We start from the raw sequence: 16590 nt of genomic DNA, 5'->3' as shown, positions 1-16590 counted from the left end.
TGCAATATCGAAAAATTACAATTGCTGCATATCATGCAAACGTTTATAGTAACCATTCAGTTCAATCAGATCTTCATGCTTGCCACGCTCTACAATCTCTCCTTCATACAACACGCAGATTTCATCGGCATTCTTAATTGTAGAAAGGCGGTGGGCAATAGCAATCGTCGTACGTGTCTTCATCAAACGTTCCAACGCTTCCTGCACCAAACGTTCTGACTCGGTATCCAAAGCAGAAGTAGCCTCATCGAGAATCAGAATCGGCGGATTCTTCAAGATAGCACGGGCGATACTGATACGCTGGCGCTGGCCGCCGGACAACTTACCACCACGGTCACCGATATTCATATTATATCCTTCCGGCTTCTCCATAATGAAATCGTGTGCATTGGCAATCTTCGCTGCTTCCACAACTTGTTCCATCGTTGCATTTTCCACACCAAAAGCTATGTTATTGAAGAAGGTATCATTAAACAGGATAGCTTCCTGATTTACGTTACCAATCAAGCTACGCAAATCGGCAATACGTACGTCGCGGATACTTGTCCCGTCAATAGTGATATCACCTTCCTGTACGTCATGATAACGCGGCAACAAATCCACTAAAGTAGACTTACCGGAACCCGACTGTCCAACCAATGCAATCGTCTGTCCCTTCGGCACCGTCAGGTCTACATGCATCAGCACTTCTCTCTTGCCATCATAACTGAAAGAAATATCTTTAAACTCGATTTTATCATTCAGCCCTTTCAACGGTTTCGGATTCGGATTCTCCTTAATCTTATTCTCAGCTTTCAGAATCTTATCCACACGTTCCATGGAAGCCAACCCTTTCGGAATGTTGTATCCAGCTTTCGCAAAATCCTTCAACGGATTGATTACGCTATACAAAATCACCATATAGAAAATAAATGTCGGAGCATCTATTGTCGCATTCTTTCCCAAAATCAGCGTACCACCAAACCACAACACCGCTACAATCAGAATCGTTCCTAGAAATTCACTCATAGGATGCGCCATCGCCTGACGGATAGCAACTCTATTTGTCGCATCACGAAGCTCATTGCTACATTTGGTGAATCGGTTAATCATCTTATCTTCTGCAATAAAAGCTTTGATAATACGCAAACCGCCCAACGTCTCTTCCAGTTGCGACATCGTATCACTCCACTTTGCTTGTGCCTCCAACGACTGACGTTTCAGTTTTCGTCCTACCACGCCCATCAACCAGCCCATTCCCGGCAATACCACGATAGTAAAAAGAGTCAACTGCCAACTCGTCACGACCAACGTTGCGAAATACAAGATAATCATAATCGGACTTTTCATCAGCATATCCAGCGAACTGGTTATTGAGTTCTCCACCTCACCGACGTCACCACTCATACGAGCTATGATATCCCCTTTTCTTTCTTCCGAGAAGAACGACATCGGCAGACGCATCACCTTAGCATACACCATGATACGAATATCACGTACCACTCCCGTACGCAACGGAATCATTACAGCCGAAGAAGCAAAGTAACAACCGGTCTTAAACAATGTCATTATCATCAAGAACAGTCCCAAAAAGATAAGAGCCGTAGTAGGACCGTTATCCACGATCATCTGGGATATATAATAATAAAAGTTATTCACAGCCACTTCCTTTATTCCGGCACTGCCCCATTCCATGAAATAATATACTTTATCAGCACCTTCCGTCTTAAACAGAATGCTCAGGATGGGAATCAGGAAAGTAAATGAAAATACATTGAATACAGCAGACAAGATATTCAGCAAAACAGCCCAGCCGATATACTTCTTATAAGGCGACACAAAACGTCGCATCAATTGTAGAAATTCCTTCATTATTTATGATAAAATGAGTTAAGACCGCAAAGATACAATAAAACTGATTAACTGACAGCAGTTTCACCTAATTATTAACGCGATTTATCGGAAAGCGTTTCTAAGAAAGTGATTAACATACATCTTTAAAATCCAAGAAGGTAACATTTTATTCAATAACTTTCTTTCAGCCAAATACCCAAAAAGCGGTCATATATTTGATAAATGCCCATTTCCTGAGTAACAAAGTCTTTCTCCAATAAGCCTTTCAATGCAGCTTGTACCGAACTGGCAGAAGCCAACCTGTACTTCTTTATAAAAGCCCCCGAAGTAATAGCCTTGGCTTTCCCTTCTTTGGTGATGGCAATCAACAATTCTTTCTGTTTTTCAGGCAATCGAAAAAGGATTTCCGAGTAAGTATATCTAAATGAATCCACAATCTGCCGGATAGCGTCCGCCACCATTCCTACTTCACATGTCCCCCGATCCGGAGTCATATCATAAAGTGCATTCAAGACCTTTTGCATATACCACGTAATCCCTTCAAACTGTTCATAAATCACAGAAACAGCCTCTTTCTCTATCGTCTTACCATCCCGTTCAAAATGCATACAGGCAAAAGTGATATATTCTTCCAAAGGAATACTTTCCAGATGCATCATCGACACACTTTGATAAAAAGGCCTGGAAGCAGTCAGAAACATGTTACCCATTACATGCCTCTGGCTACCTGCAAAAATAAAACGGGCATTATTGCATTGCTGCACATAAGTACGCAAAGTAGCTTCCACATTTTCTTCCACGTATCCGGTGATTTGCTGAAACTCGTCAATTGCAACCAGACAAGGCTTGTCTGCCTGTCCCAAATATCTAAAAATCTCGTCAAGCGTATTGGCAGGTGCTTGTATATCCCCCAAACCTAAATTCAGGGAAGGAACTCCGTTCACATCAAAAGAAATACTGGCCTGCAAAGATTTCACACATTCCCAAAAACTCTGCAAAGCCTTCTTTCCGACAGGTTTAAGCACTTCCAGAATCTCCTTGCTGAGTGCAAATACCAAGTCACGCAACGAGCGGCTATCATATATATCGATGAAAAACGTATAATAATTATTTTGAATTTCAGGAAACTGAAAACAGTGTCGAATCAACCCCGTTTTCCCCATACGCCGGGTAGAGACAAGGGCCAGATTATTCCCATTCACCACTTCACTTACCAACCGTTCACTCTCTTGGCGACGATCACAGAAATAATCAGCAGATACATATCCGCTTGTTATAAAGGGGTTTCTTATCATAGTCTTCATACATTCGCACGTTATTACGCAAAGATAATTATTATAAAATAATAAAGTCTATATGCATACCTATTTTTTTTGAGCAACAGCCGCTACATGATAATAAACCCCGCGCGTCTTCCTGTACGACTGCACTCCCAATCTTTGCAGGATACGCCCGAAGTAATTCACCTGTCCGGGAGAAAATTTCATTTTACTCGCCTTTTGTATCCGTTGCAATATATCCGCAGCAAGCATCCATTCTCCTTCCTCATCATCTTCCGCAACCCGATAATATACAAGGAACAACTGCTCTATAGCCGGTGATTGTTCAAACTCCTGATTGGCTTCCATTATAATAGCTTCTTCCTTTTCGTCAAACCAATACCGCTCATTGTGATACAATGCCGCCATTGCCTGCGCATAAAGCTGTTCATAGTCGACAGGACGGACAACGTCAATCACCCCCGTCACCTCAACACCAAGATAACGACGGCTGCCGGAAGTATCCACCAGCAAGTCCTTATGATTACTTGTCCCGATGAAAGAAGCGTACCGGCGAAGCTCTTCCACAGCCGAAGCATTGGGACGCCGCGTATTAACGACCGGTTTTTGCAGAATATGTTTCAGGAAAGGCTGCTGAGTAATACCAATCTGGTCAAACTCATCCATATTAATCAGCAAGAAGCGGTTCAGATACAACTCCGCATCCCGTTTCCGGCTAAAATCAATACTATCCGTATAGTACGCCTGCAAACACGGCGGAAGAATCAAACGGCAAAACGTAGATTTCCTGTAAGCCTGCGGGCCGACCAATATAGGCGAAGTGCTATTCGCATGATTTTTACCCATTCCACGCCAATGAGCCACCATGCTAAGAAACCAACGACGGAACAATTGCGCCCAATAAGGATTGTCGCAAGGAACCCGCTTGGCCAAATCACCGATATGATCCTTTCCATCCCAGGGAGGAAGTTCATAAAGAAACTCTTCAACAGGCTGATAGAGCGGCACGCGATCCGAATTCAGATAACGCACCACATCTTTGTCCCACAGTTTAAGTCCTTCGTATTGCGCATTCATCGTAATGCTTGCCATCAACCGCCTGTCTACCGGACGAAAATAAAAATCAAAACTGTTCCGTTGCCGACATTCCACCTGTGAGGTCAATTGGTTGAAGCGGAACTCATAGCGCCGTTTCATAAACTCATCCATCTGCATCACAAATAGCTGTTCCGGCAGCAAACTGCTCTTATCGGCAAATCCTTCACAAGTGCGATACACATTCTTCACCGTCTCCCGAATCAACAAATCATCTTTCGGCAAACGATAATGAGCACGAGCCCACCGCACTGTATCCTCTTCAGGAATACCGGCACGAAAACAATGCCCGGCCAGGCAAACCAACAGAGAATGTATATCATCACCCGGAGAATAGCTGCCCTGCTCATCCAGCGCACGTGCAAAAGCCGCTTCAAAAAGCACAGATAACGCATGATGCTTATCATATCCCGGTGCAAGCCGTTGCAGGGGCGAAGCTTCTGTCTGTACCTGTTCGCGGTAAGTCGTTTCTCCCGGCATAGTCATCGGCTGTTTCATATAAATAGGCATTGCTTCGGGATTGAAATACAAGTCCGGATCAAAAGTCAAACGGCAATATTGTTCCAGCGAAGGTTCTTTCAGCTCAATGTCGAAAGGAAGCTGAGGTTGATAGAACTTCACGGCAAGCCGATAGGCATGCGCATGAAAAAGTTCCGCTTGTTCGCGGTCAGCAGGCAAAAGATCGTTGGGATAGGTAAAGCGCACCCATATCTTTACCGACTTTCCGGACGAACCGGTAAAAGCAAGGTAAGTCTGGGGCAACTCCTTCACGCGTTCTTTCACTTCATCTGCCTCCATAAGCCCAGACAGGTTATTCACCTGAATCATCACAACCCCATTGTACTCATCCATTGTCATTATTCCGTTCTTGCGGACGAAGGCCGCTGCAGGAAGCAGCTTCGGCACTTTCTGTACATAATCATTTTTATCACCTGGAAGTATATAAGGCAGGACTTCTCTCATTCCTGAGACGAGTTGCGCTTTGGTTTCCACTTTCATTAGCTCTACGAGCTGTTCGATTTTTAACGTCCGCAGAGTGTTCACTTTGCCGTCGTCTCTGATTTGTGTTATTCTCATTACTTATTTATTTTGTCCTGCATGTTTGTGTAGGGCGATTATTACCACACACAAAAGTACTGTAAATATTCCATACAAACAAATTTCAAAAGCACTATTCCGCACTTCGCTACTAAAAACGATTTTTCAATTTCATTTCTCATATTCTCATAGTTTTCGGATAAAGCATAGTCAATCAAACAGATACACTATGAGAAATACTTTTCAAAAATGGCATTCCTCATACTTTTTCCCACTTTTTGATTCAAAATCGCCCATTTCTCATAGCATTTCAGGGTATTTCTCATAGTCAGCACAACTATATCTTCTGCATGCCGGTCAACCTTATTTAATATGGAATCAAGCTATTATTTACGTGTAAACAACTAAGGATTTACTTGTTTTTCGCCTAATATTGTTGTATCTTTGAAAGGACATCCCAACCGTCCCACTCGAGTGCACAGGCCTGTTCACTACAGTAAAAAGTTCTGTCTACTGGAGTGCAAGGCCCTATCTACTGGAGTGGAACGATAAAGATGCCAATAGGAAAATAAAATAATGAAAGCAAGATGTAACAACAACATAAGTAACATAACATATCAATCACTATTAAATAAAAAAAGCAATGGCAATACAATTCGAGTTTTATAAGAATCCCCAACCGGAAAAAGAAGGGGAAGAACCAAGTTATCACCCGCGGGTGGTTAATTTTCAACATGTCACCACTCAAAGACTGGCAAGAGAAATCCACATGGCAACTACCTTCGGAAAAGCAGAAGTAGAAGCAATGTTAATGGAACTGAGCAGATGCATGGGCAATCATCTTCGAGAAGGAGAAAGAGTACATCTGGATGGAATCGGTTATTTTCAAATCACATTGCAAGCCACCGAACCCATACACTCACTTACTACCCGTGCCGACAAAGTGAAATTTAAATCCATCAACTTCCAAGCTGACAGAGATTTAAAGAGTTCGTGCATGGACACACACCTACGACGCTCAAAATATAAACCGCACTCCGCATCTCTTTCAGAAGAAGAGATCGACCGGGAACTCACTGAATATTTTGCAACGAATCCCGTATTAACCCGTACTAATATGCAGTCAATTTGCTGCTTCACTCAAAGTATGGCCAGCCGACAAATACGCAGATTGAAAGCAGAAGGCAAGTTGCAAAATATCGGAAAACCAACACAACCTATCTATGTACCGGGTCCGGGGTACTATGAGAAATGATTCCAATGAGTATGAGAAATAAGCAAAATTAGGGTCATTTTGCGAAGAAAACTATGAGAAATGCCATTTTCGGAAAGCATTTCTCATAGTTTATTACATTCATTATCTATTACTTATGTCAAAATCATGAGAATATGAGAAATGAAAATGAAAAATCGTTTCTAGTAGGTGCTGAATTCAATTTGTAAACCAGGGCACCCGCTCAATAATCTCTACATAGTTTTGACTTTTTTTCATCTTCTCTCTGAAAAACCTATAAAACCTTTTTTCCTGTGTTGTTCTATGCCTATATTTGTTCTGCAATCTCAAACTATATCGCCATATGAACGTAAGCGATCGGTCAACTGCGTCTATAAATAATCGTTCATGGTTCCTATCTTTGCGTTCAAACCGAATATTATGGTATATTGGACATTAGATTATTTCAAGCACCTTTACAATGAATACGCCTCCTCGGGTGTAAGTGTTCGTGAATTTTGCAGAGAACGCGGTATTCAAGAGAATAGGTTCTATTATTGGATTAAAACCCTTAAGGTGCAAGCCGTTTCCTCCTTGGATACTCCAAGAGAGTTTATTCCCATAAGCCCCGGGGCGGTTAGCTGCCTTACCGGTTCCCCGGTTGAACCAATAATGAAAAAACCGGTGTTTAAGCCCCAGGATATAAAGATAACCTACTCTAACGGCGTCATATTACAACTGGAGAGTGTCTGTGATTTAGAAATACTTAAGCACTTACTCACCTTAAAACCTTACCCCCATGTTTAGTCTTACAGCCTCAGACCGATTTTATTTATACCCTTATCCTACGGATATGCGCAAAAGTTTCTATACTCTTAGTGGCATCGTTACCAATCAGATGGGAATGGATGTTTAAGATGGCGATGCGTTTATTTTTATCAATAAGCTTTGTACTGGAATGAAGATTCTTCACATGGAGTATGGCGGTTTGGTGATTTACCACATGAAACTATCCATAGGTCATTTCTCCCTGCCCCGAATAGATTTCCAGGAGGGTAAAGCAGTGTCTCATGAAACCCTTTGGAGTGACCTGGTCTTAATGGTCCAAGGGATAGATGCGCAGAAAGTCAAACGCCGGAAGAGATGGATTCCAGCAAAATAAGATATAACTTCAAAATCAAAAGAATAATAGAAAATAGTCATAAATATGTCCGGGCAATTTCGTTTATTTTTGTATCTTTATATCGTTAAAACAAACGGCTCATGCTCGAAAACACCATTGACAAGGATGAACTTATACGCCAATTAATGGCTGACCGTGACCGGCTGTTTCAAGAGAACAGCCGGTTACGGTCATCTCAAAACATGACTCCTGAAAAAGCACAGCAGGCTTACAAGGAGCAATTGGCGGCAAAAGACACCATAATCAACAAGAAAGAGGCATTACTCGAGAAAAAGGAGGCCCGCATTGCCCAACTGGAAAAGCAAGTGGACTATCTCAAACGTCAACTGTATGGAGGGAAATCGGAGCGTTACATCAATCCGGATCCCCAGGCACGCCAATTGGAACTTTTTGAGGGTGTTGACCTGTTGCCCGGAGAAAAGGAAGCGGCTGCCAAAGCCGAGAAAGAAATAAGGTCAGGTAAAGAGGCAAGGGCCAGGCGCATGGAGAAAGCTAAGAAGACCGCTGTGCGCAAAGCTCTTCCGGAAAACTTGGAACGTAAAATCGAGCATGTATATCCGGAAGGTTACAACCCGGAAGAATGGGATTTGCTGGATGGGAAGGAACCACTGTACACAGAAGTCCTGATAAAAGAACCCGCAAAGTTCTATGTACTTCGCACCTATCGTCATAAAGCCATACGCAAAGCGGACCATGTCATTGTTATGGCTGATTGCCCGGTCAAACCAATCGCAAAGAGTTATGCCTCGTCATCCTTGCTTGCTGACCTTATGGTAGATATGTACGTTGACCACATACCATTCTACCGGCAACACAAACAGTTTGAGCGCTCAGGCATAAAAATCCCGGAGCCTACTATCCTAGGATGGTTCCAGGAAGTAAGCGGCCTGCTCATGCCCTTGCACTTCCGATTATGGGAGTTAATGAAGAAAACCGATTATTTGCAGTGTGATGAGACCACACTTCCTGTGGTACGCAGTGATAAACACAAGACAGTAAAAGGATATCTCTGGCTTGTGCGGGATCCTATGTGCGGGCGACAGTATTTTTATTGGGATAAAGGTTCCAGAAGTGGAGAAGTAGTTCTCAAGCTCTTTAGCGGATATCAAGGCGCTCTCCAAACCGATGGTTATGAACGATATGAATTACTGGACGGGAAGAAAGGGGTTATCCTGTTATCTTGCTGGGCGCATGCCAGAAGAAAATTCTCTGACGCGATTAAGAATGACAAGGAACGTGCGGAAAGCGCCCTGGAGCAAATCCAATTACTCTATGAGGTAGAACGACAGATTAAAGATCAGGCTCTTTCGTTTGAAGACGCGGCAAAACTAAGAGTACGTTTGGCGTATCCTATTATGGTCCGGTTTGAAAAATGGTTGGTCGCCGAACATGCCAGGGTCATCAAAGGCAGTCCCATCGAAAAGGCTATTTTATATACTTACAACCGCTTCAACAAGTTATCCCGTTATCATTTGGATGGTAGATATAATATTGATAATAATGGGATTGAAAATGCGGCAAGACCCGTTGCCGTGGGAAGAAAAAACTACTTATTCTGTCAAAATGACGATACAGCAGAAAGCACGGCTATTATTTATAGTTTTATGGGATGCTGCAAAGCTGCCGGCGTAGACTTCAGAACGTGGATGATTTACTTCTTGGACCATGTCCATGATTATGATGAAGACTACACCAAGGATATAGCAGATTTGCTTCCTGATAACTTGAAAGCAGTAGGACTACTTTGAAATCCTTTAAATCCACGAAAACTATGAAATCATCGACATCCACCAGATAAGGGAAAATCTCCACATAAAATTAGGAAATCTTAGGATTTTATTATTGACTACAATACGGAGTTGACCGTTCGCTTACCTTTATTCACAGTAGAAGAAGTACCACCAAATTTGACGAAGAACCAAAAATATTATATATATTTGCACAAATTTTTATAACACAAAGATTAATATGGGACAAATAATAATAAAAGAGCAGCCTTTTCATTTTGATGAGATTGATCTCACTTATGAAAATTCTATCATAATAGACAGTTCTATCGCAAAACAGAATCTATTAGATTTTAAAGCAGTCCTAGACAAGAGAGGCATCAAATTTCTACTTATGCATGGAACCTTGTTAGGAGCTATTCGCGAACAACAATTCATCAAACACGATATTGACATCGACACTTGTACGTTTGAAGAAGAAAAGTTAGTAGAAGTTATTCCGGAATTATCTCAAGCAGGGCTAAAGCTATGTCGGTATGAAAAGAATGTGATTTATTCATTTATTAGAAACAATGTATACATCGACGTGTATATTGTAAACAAACTAAAAGGCTTGATAAGCCCTTTTTACGTAAGATACCTTTACCGTATCATACCTCGAAAATATTTTCGTTGTACTAAAAAGATGATTTTTTTAGGTGAAACCTTTAAAATTCCCAACCACAGCATAAAGCTGCTTGAATTTTGGTATGGTAAAGATTGGCAAACTCCAATTAGTAACTCACCATCAAATGATGAAGACAAAAGAGGAACTTATTTGGAACAACACAGAAGATTCTTATTTAGACCTATATACAAAATCATAAAATAAAAGCCACTGCGTTATATAAATACACATCATAATTTACAATAACAGGTAACTTATTGAAAGAATAAAGCTAGAATTTTAGCTTTATTCTTTTTTAAAATAATCCATCCGGAGAAGAATATCCGAAATCCGCCAACACTCCTTTCTATATTCTTTCACTGAGTCTGGAACAACCCTACCACCAGCAGGTATACCGGTACGAAAAGTAGCAAAATCACTAATCGTATCCCCAAAAACACTTTCTCCCAATCCTTTCCAAAAATAGTTAGAACACTCCATCAACTCCAATAAAGAAGGGTAAACATCCATCTGTCCTATTACCTTATCTGAAAATTTAGAATTAAAAGAAGTATTCAAGACTATAAAAGGTATAAAATAATCTTCGCCCTTTACCTGTTTACGTCCTTCATACATATTCAAAGAAACTTGTTCATGGTCACCAGTAATAACTATAATACTATTATCATACAAGCCTTCTTTTTTCAGATTATTTATAAATTCATCAATACAATGATCAACATATTGCAAGGCATTCAAATAATACTTGACCTCTTCATTTTCAAACTTTTGACATAACAAAGGAGTATTAGAAAAAAGAGGTTTATTATATGGACTATGACTTGCTATTGTTACAATCTGAGCATAAAAAGGCTTCTTTAATGATTTCAACAACGGAATACTTCGCTCAAATAAAACCTCATCTGCCGCTTTCCACGCAGCATTGAGTTTCATACGATCATAAAGATGATCAAATCCATAAGCAGAAGACATTTTTCCCTGATTCCAATAATTTGCTCCATCACAAACAAAAGAAACTGTACAATACCCTTTCTCTTTTAAGGCTTTGGGAAGAGAAGGAAATGTATTCGTAGAGCATAGACTAGAGGCAGCTCCAACTCTTAACGGCAAAAGTCCTGTATTAATAATAAGTTGAGCATCACTAGAACGCCCATCTTTTACTTGCGGCATCATATTAGAGAAATAAAGGCAATCATCTCTATTCACAAGACTATTAATATATGGAGTGACCTCAATCCCATCAACTTCCAAACCAATAGGCCAACTTTGAAAAGATTCGACTAATATAAGAATCAAATTCTTGTATTTATGAGTTATTGAATCAGAAGCACTTGCCTTTCTTTCATAAACATTCTTTTTTATAAATTTATCCGCATATATTTTTTCATCATTTGAAACACCATGAAACAATGAGAACTGATAAATCCAATAATTAACCAATCCAAATTCCTTAAATCCCTCTGCTGCATCAAGCGGATATATATATTTAGGCTGTTTCTCCACCGAACGTCTATTAGGGAAATAAGGTATAATCACAAATATAACCATTAGTCCTACAAGGGAAAACGCTACAATTCCTTTTATCTTTTCCCGACCTATATCTTGATATTTCTTATCCACCCAACAATAAAAAACAAACACTAACCAAAATGATATAACAACGCGAACGTCTTCCCATCTTATTAAGGCAACAATACTTCCACCGAGCCCTTTCAAGTTTACCAATAGCAGATAAGAACTTAATGGCATTATCGTTGAATAAGTACGAAAATACCATACTATAGATAAAAGAAAAAAACTTATAAATAATAAATAAAATAACATTATTCTTTTTTTTCGGCAGAACAAAGGAAGTGATAATAGCATCGCATCACCTAGCCGACATACTTGGGCTATCCAATCATTAGAGCCATAAATATCTAGTATATGACAAAGTTGTCCTAATGAAATAAAAAAGCACAAAGTAAACAAGAAATAAAAACACAATCGCTTCTCTAACATAGTATATTTTTTTGTTTGTATAATCCAAATACCTCATGAGGAGATAAAGCCTATCAACCCTAAAGTATGCTCTAATCAAATATTCGCCTCAACCAAAATAATAATTTTATACACTGTCGTGCTTTTCTCTGAATCCAAACAGAATCCAGTAATTGTTGGATCCTATGTTTTGACATTATATCCAACGCCTGTTCTTGAATTCCAGCCTTTTCTCGAAGCACAGTATATTCTTGATAAAACTCACTAATATGACATGGAAAACCATTCTTAAAAAAATCAGACTGCTCTTGCAAAATTAAATCCTTATTTTTAGGATCAGAACTTATCCCATAAACATTAAAATATGAGACTGCAACATTTAGATGTTTTGTTGTACGGTTATACAGCAGTATCTGTTTCACAAAAAATGTCCAATCGGATATTATTTTATATTTCTCATCATATAACATATCTTTAAACAGTTCCCTTTTTATAAAAGTGGAGGGATGTCCTAAAGAATGAGTGAATATAAATGGAAGAGTCAATTTATCTGGATAGGAACCAAGCTCTACATCATTAGCTTCACGATAATAATATAAATCAGCATAAACTATATCCTCAGAAAAATCGTTTTTAAACACACGCGCCAAGACATCATCTTCGAGCCAATCACCAGAGTTTAAGAACAGCAAATAATCTCCCCCAGATTTAACAATACCTTTATTCATAGCATTATAGACTCCTCCATCTGGTTCTGATACCCAATAGGCCAAATTCCGTTCATACTTTCTTATAACATCAACACTATTATCAGTCGAAGCTCCATCAATAACAATGTGCTCCAAATCACCAAACGTTTGCTTCTCCCAGATACTTCTCAAGGTCCTCTCCAAACCTTCAGCATCATTTCTATTAATCGTTATTATAGTCAGTCGTGGCATATTCCCTTAATCTATATTCAACTATTTATCCTTATATATAACAATTTACACACAATAAAGCCGCATTTACAATTTCATTTTTTAAACTATCGTATTACTCTTATCATTACAAGCCTAAAATTTCCTCAAATTAGATTTGATATATTTATAAAAGAAGCGGCGATACCATTTATTCTTATATTTATCGTTTTTTCTTTTTAACTTAACCATCTCACGATGCACATCAAACAAACCACCAAAATGTGATTCATATTTATCACGATGTTTCATGTAGATATAATCCTCTAAAGCCATACGAACATCTTTTGCACGAGTAGCTGTAACCATAGAAACTTCTTTGGTTCTATAATAGAAAAGAGGAGTAGGTATTTGATAAACCAAACTATCATCATCTAAAAGACGAATAAAAAATTCCCAATCTTCAAATCCTTTTTTCATCCCCTCATCATATCCACCTATTTGCAGCCAGTCTTTTTTTCGATAAATTGCAGAGCAAAAGATAGAATTCTGCAATAACAAAGAACTATAATCTTTATAAACAAGATCCCACAATTCTGCAACAACACCAAAACAATAACCTAGACAATAAACTAATTTTAATCGTGGTTCTCTTTCAAAAGCTTCAATAGCCTTGGAGAGATATTCAGGCTTTATAATATCATCAGAATCTAATGGCAGGATAAATTCTCCCAAAGCGTGTTCTACCCCACAATTCCGTGCAGACGAAAGTCCTCCATTTTCTTTCTTTATATATCTTAAACGGTGATCTTTCTTTAGATATGCCAAGGCTACTTCTTCTGTATTGTCTAAAGAACCGTCATTTACAATAATACCTTCCCAGCCTCCATAATCTTGAGCAATTAAAGAGTCTAAAGTCTCTGGTAAAAATTCCGCTTGATTATAACAAGGAATTACAACAGATATTATTTTATTATTTTCCATGCTTCAAGTTATTAGAATCATAGTTTATAATATTGGTGACCTCTCATTTTTATTCTTAGCAAAAAACAAAAGATATATTTATCTATAGAAGCCATCAATCTTTCTTTAAACGTAAAAGTCGATTTTCCTAGTTTTTGCAAATAAACAAAATAATTTATTCTAAATGGATGGTTACAAGAAGATTCCCAAGGCTTAGGCTTCCACGTGTAATGCAAAACACTAGGATGACGTAAAACAAACGATAATTCTGGATTAAACTTTAATCTTTTTATTACCGAATAATGATAGAAAGCTTCTTCAACATTCCATTTATAAGGGATATGCAAACACTTATCATGCAACAAAGCATTCAAAACATCTTGATCATGCGACTTTAATTTTATGGAGTTTCCGGCCACATATTCAAAAAAACGTTTCGTTAAAGAAAATTCTCTCCAATATGCTAGATTTACGAGCAATACCCCTGCATTAAAATAACCATATTTTTCATCATATCCAAGCCGCTCATAAACATCTGGCAATGAGCATCCCAGTTCTTCAACCGCAGCTAAAGCATACCCATCTAATGAAGTATTCCACAATTCCTGAACAGAGTCATTAATAACAATATCACAATCCAAATATATAACCTTATCCAAATGCACAGGAAGAATATCGGCCATCAATAAACGATAATATGTTGCAATAGTTAAGTGATCTTGCACCCGAATTGGGAATAAAGTGAGTGCCTTATGATCAACAAGATAGTAGAAGAAACTTCCATTATATGATTCAACCAAATCCTGAATACATTTTTTATTCTCTTCAGCAAGCCCTTCTGTCAACAAATAAACACAATGATTACTTCCCTTATTGTTTTCAAAAAAAGAGAGCAACATAACACCGCAATGTTGTACATAATTATTATCTATAGAACAAACTATATTCATTATATTTTATATTTGTCCATAAACAAACCCAAAAAACGAAAACGCCAAGCTCTCATTCGATCAGCCCATCTCTTTTTCTTCTTCCATTCACCAGCAAAATGATGAATTGAATATGTATTAGACGTTACTTTTAAATCTTGATTCCACCAAGTCTTAGGACTAAAGTAGTCTTCCGGAAGAAGAGAGATTATAGACTCATCATAATCAAAGTCGTCAACAGACTTAACCCGCTTCCACATATAGTTTTTCTGAATATGTATTAACATTATGTACGGAAGAGTACGAACATCGAATTTCCTTCCTTTAAGATGAAATTTCCGCCTGTCATAGTAGCTTAATATATCTTTCAACAATGGATGCCCTTTCTCAAACCCCAAGGTAGCCGCCTCTATTGCAACTTCCCCTTCCTCATCTGTTCTTTCACGTCCTATGAAATAAGGAAGATGCAACAAATCGTTATATGACTTTAGAACTTCCACATCACTGTCCAAATAAATCCCCCCATAATTATACAAAGCGTAGATGCGGATATAATCAGCAGCAAATGCATATTTACGAAACATATAAGCCTCTTTAACCCATCGAGAGGACTCAATATCAAAACATGAGAGATCCCATAGCTTAAACTCATAATCAGGGAGATGCTTCTTCCAAGTATCTATACAATCTTGAACGTCCTTCGGAAAAGGATCACCACTCAACCAACAGTAATGAATAATTTTAGGTATCATATCTATTTTATATTAATTTATCTATATACTATTCTCCTATCACCCCCGACCTCTACGCTTAAACATTTTTCTATATTGCTTATAACACCAACAATATGGTGTAAAAAAATGATAAATCAGATAGCGTCTAAAACAAACACCAAAGCCTAATTCTCTAACCCCATAAGTATCATACTTATGTAATATAAGTAGGGTATTCTTCAATACTTCAGCTACATCACATGAATAATCTAAAGCAATAATATGATTAATCAAATGTATACCTGTTTTTACAATAGTAGAGTATCCTTTAGCAAACAAATTCTCTCTTATCCCGAAGCAAGCTTGTTCATACATTCCTAAAAAGAAATGGTATCCTTTCATTGGATTTTCCTTGGCAACAATACTATCTTCATGAATTCGATAATAATATTTAGGAATACCCACCAAAATAAGTTTATTAATCTTATCAAAAATCTTATATGTAACCGCTATATCTTCATAAAATCGACCTACAGGAAACCTTATATCTTTAAAAAGCTCTCGTCTATAAAATTTATCACAAACATAATTCCTTATTATTTTATCACGAAACAGTTCTTTCAATGCATCTTCCCTAGTATAAATAACTTTTTTCCCTGAATTATCAACAGGCATACAACGTTCGCCACGTACCCAATAATACGAACAAACTACAATTTCGGTATCTTCTTCTCCTTCCAAGACTGTTAATAATGTGGCAAACATATCTTTCTCAATCCAATCATCGCTATCCACAAAACTAACATAGTCGCCTGTCATCATATCCAAGCCTACATTGCGAGCGCTACTTAAGCCTGCATTATGCTGATGTATAACCACTATCCTTTTATCTTTAGCCGCAAAATCATCGCAAATTCTTGGAGAATTATCCGTAGAACCATCATCTATCAAAATTATCTCCAGGTTCTTATAAGTTTGCCCAATAACAGATTCCAAACATTGGTGCAAATACTGTTCAACATTATAAACTGGAATAATTACACTTATCAGAGGTACTTTCATTAATAATT

14 protein-coding genes are annotated in these 16590 nt (G+C 38.4%); 5 read left to right on the top strand and 9 right to left on the bottom strand.

Going from position 1 to position 16590, the window contains the following annotated elements:
* Window positions 1-15: 15 nt before the first annotated feature.
* The 3 genes from BacF7301_RS06335 to BacF7301_RS06325 all read right to left on the bottom strand — a co-directional run bounded on the left by BacF7301_RS06335 (window position 16) and on the right by BacF7301_RS06325 (window position 5285).
* The gene (locus BacF7301_RS06335; protein WP_167961259.1) at window positions 16-1851 is read right to left on the bottom strand and encodes an ABC transporter ATP-binding protein; all 1836 of its coding nucleotides are present in this window, start codon (window positions 1849-1851) and stop codon (window positions 16-18) included.
* 152 nt (window positions 1852-2003) lie between these two features.
* Window positions 2004-3137 carry an AAA family ATPase gene (locus BacF7301_RS06330; protein WP_167961257.1) on the bottom strand — a complete coding sequence of 378 codons (1134 nt, stop codon included), beginning with the start codon at window positions 3135-3137 and terminating at the stop codon, window positions 2004-2006.
* A 60-nt stretch (window positions 3138-3197) separates the two neighbouring features.
* The gene (locus tag BacF7301_RS06325; protein WP_167961255.1) at window positions 3198-5285 is read right to left on the bottom strand and encodes a virulence-associated E family protein; all 2088 of its coding nucleotides are present in this window, start codon (window positions 5283-5285) and stop codon (window positions 3198-3200) included.
* Between the two features lie 604 nt (window positions 5286-5889).
* On the opposite strand from BacF7301_RS06325, the gene BacF7301_RS06320 reads away from it, so the two are divergent.
* From BacF7301_RS06320 to BacF7301_RS06300, 5 genes are all read left to right on the top strand, one after another.
* A complete protein-coding gene (locus tag BacF7301_RS06320; protein WP_167961253.1) occupies window positions 5890-6501 on the top strand; it encodes an HU family DNA-binding protein in 612 nt (203 codons plus the stop codon).
* Window positions 6502-6900: 399 nt separating this feature from the next.
* The gene (gene tnpA, locus BacF7301_RS06315; RefSeq protein ID WP_167961251.1) at window positions 6901-7266 is read left to right on the top strand and encodes an IS66 family insertion sequence element accessory protein TnpA; all 366 of its coding nucleotides are present in this window, start codon (window positions 6901-6903) and stop codon (window positions 7264-7266) included.
* Window positions 7267-7390: 124 nt separating this feature from the next.
* Complete coding sequence (gene tnpB, locus BacF7301_RS25905) at window positions 7391-7621, top strand: IS66 family insertion sequence element accessory protein TnpB (protein ID WP_256380260.1); 231 nt, start codon at window positions 7391-7393, stop codon at window positions 7619-7621.
* Between the two features lie 101 nt (window positions 7622-7722).
* The gene (gene tnpC / locus BacF7301_RS06305; RefSeq protein WP_167961249.1) at window positions 7723-9390 is read left to right on the top strand and encodes an IS66 family transposase; all 1668 of its coding nucleotides are present in this window, start codon (window positions 7723-7725) and stop codon (window positions 9388-9390) included.
* Window positions 9391-9610: 220 nt separating this feature from the next.
* Window positions 9611-10240: a LicD family protein gene (locus BacF7301_RS06300; RefSeq protein ID WP_167961247.1), complete on the top strand. Its 630-nt coding sequence runs from the start codon at window positions 9611-9613 to the stop codon at window positions 10238-10240.
* A gap of 81 nt (window positions 10241-10321) precedes the next feature.
* Here BacF7301_RS06300 and BacF7301_RS06295 read toward each other — a convergent pair whose 3' ends face one another.
* The 6 genes from BacF7301_RS06295 to BacF7301_RS06270 form a co-directional block, all read right to left on the bottom strand.
* Complete coding sequence (locus BacF7301_RS06295; protein ID WP_167961245.1) at window positions 10322-12037, bottom strand: LTA synthase family protein; 1716 nt, start codon at window positions 12035-12037, stop codon at window positions 10322-10324.
* Between the two features lie 71 nt (window positions 12038-12108).
* A complete protein-coding gene (locus BacF7301_RS06290; RefSeq protein ID WP_245208390.1) occupies window positions 12109-12957 on the bottom strand; it encodes a glycosyltransferase family 2 protein in 849 nt (282 codons plus the stop codon).
* A gap of 114 nt (window positions 12958-13071) precedes the next feature.
* Window positions 13072-13899: a glycosyltransferase family A protein gene (locus BacF7301_RS06285; RefSeq protein WP_167961243.1), complete on the bottom strand. Its 828-nt coding sequence runs from the start codon at window positions 13897-13899 to the stop codon at window positions 13072-13074.
* Between the two features lie 17 nt (window positions 13900-13916).
* Window positions 13917-14828, bottom strand: a complete 912-nt coding sequence (locus BacF7301_RS06280; RefSeq protein WP_167961241.1) for a glycosyltransferase family 8 protein — start codon at window positions 14826-14828, stop codon at window positions 13917-13919.
* The gene (locus BacF7301_RS06275; protein WP_167961239.1) at window positions 14828-15559 is read right to left on the bottom strand and encodes a glycosyltransferase family 32 protein; all 732 of its coding nucleotides are present in this window, start codon (window positions 15557-15559) and stop codon (window positions 14828-14830) included. The genes BacF7301_RS06280 and BacF7301_RS06275 overlap by 1 nt, the downstream gene beginning before the upstream one ends.
* A 39-nt stretch (window positions 15560-15598) precedes the next feature.
* Window positions 15599-16582, bottom strand: a complete 984-nt coding sequence (locus BacF7301_RS06270; protein WP_167961237.1) for a glycosyltransferase family 2 protein — start codon at window positions 16580-16582, stop codon at window positions 15599-15601.
* Window positions 16583-16590: the final 8 nt, after the last annotated feature.

This window comes from Bacteroides faecium (genome assembly GCF_012113595.1).
GTDB lineage: Bacteria > Bacteroidota > Bacteroidia > Bacteroidales > Bacteroidaceae > Bacteroides > Bacteroides faecium.
Note: the sequence above shows the minus strand (reverse complement) of the source record. Positions and strands in the feature narration are given on the sequence as shown.

Coding starts and splice junctions, on each gene's coding strand:
- BacF7301_RS06335 (WP_167961259.1), bottom strand. CDS start 1,851: ATGAAGGAATTTCTACAATTGATGCGACGTTTTGTGTCGCCTTATAAG.
- BacF7301_RS06330 (WP_167961257.1), bottom strand. CDS start 3,137: ATGAAGACTATGATAAGAAACCCCTTTATAACAAGCGGATATGTATCT.
- BacF7301_RS06325 (WP_167961255.1), bottom strand. CDS start 5,285: ATGAGAATAACACAAATCAGAGACGACGGCAAAGTGAACACTCTGCGG.
- BacF7301_RS06320 (WP_167961253.1), top strand. CDS start 5,890: ATGGCAATACAATTCGAGTTTTATAAGAATCCCCAACCGGAAAAAGAA.
- tnpA (WP_167961251.1), top strand. CDS start 6,901: ATGGTATATTGGACATTAGATTATTTCAAGCACCTTTACAATGAATAC.
- tnpC (WP_167961249.1), top strand. CDS start 7,723: ATGCTCGAAAACACCATTGACAAGGATGAACTTATACGCCAATTAATG.
- BacF7301_RS06300 (WP_167961247.1), top strand. CDS start 9,611: ATGGGACAAATAATAATAAAAGAGCAGCCTTTTCATTTTGATGAGATT.
- BacF7301_RS06295 (WP_167961245.1), bottom strand. CDS start 12,037: ATGTTAGAGAAGCGATTGTGTTTTTATTTCTTGTTTACTTTGTGCTTT.
- BacF7301_RS06290 (WP_245208390.1), bottom strand. CDS start 12,957: ATGCCACGACTGACTATAATAACGATTAATAGAAATGATGCTGAAGGT.
- BacF7301_RS06285 (WP_167961243.1), bottom strand. CDS start 13,899: ATGGAAAATAATAAAATAATATCTGTTGTAATTCCTTGTTATAATCAA.
- BacF7301_RS06280 (WP_167961241.1), bottom strand. CDS start 14,828: ATGAATATAGTTTGTTCTATAGATAATAATTATGTACAACATTGCGGT.
- BacF7301_RS06275 (WP_167961239.1), bottom strand. CDS start 15,559: ATGATACCTAAAATTATTCATTACTGTTGGTTGAGTGGTGATCCTTTT.
- BacF7301_RS06270 (WP_167961237.1), bottom strand. CDS start 16,582: ATGAAAGTACCTCTGATAAGTGTAATTATTCCAGTTTATAATGTTGAA.